We start from the raw sequence: 372 nt of genomic DNA on the forward strand, positions 1-372 counted from the left end.
GGCTAAATAGTGAGTACCAGGCTGGGTTAGCGCAAACTGACTTTGAACGAAAGGTTAGTCAACGGGGGCGGAGTCTTCGCTCACTAAAAACCTTAAACACTTGATCGAGGAAAAAATTCAAGTCCAGAAGTGGTCCCCTGAACAAGTTGCCCATGTGGTGGGGATTGCCTACAAGACGGTCTATAACTGGATTGATCAAGGATGACTTGATATACAGTTGCCCGATTTGCCTGATCATGGAATTCGTCGTCACCGTGCTAAAGAAAAGCGTGGTACGTTCAATCACGGCCGCTCCATTGAGGAGCGGCCTCATAAAGTCGAAACTCGCCAGGAATTCGGCCACTTTGAAGCTGATACCGTACTTTCTGGTAA

General features: G+C 47.8%; 1 pseudogene. It reads left to right on the top strand.

Features of this window, described 5'->3' with window-relative positions:
• Nucleotides 1-372 (top strand): annotated as a pseudogene (locus CP370_RS10160) (IS30 family transposase); the annotation flags it as partial.

Origin of the sequence: Lactobacillus sp. UMNPBX19 (genome assembly GCF_002553805.1) — a bacterium.
In the GTDB taxonomy this organism is placed as follows: Bacteria; Bacillota; Bacilli; order Lactobacillales; family Lactobacillaceae; genus Lactobacillus.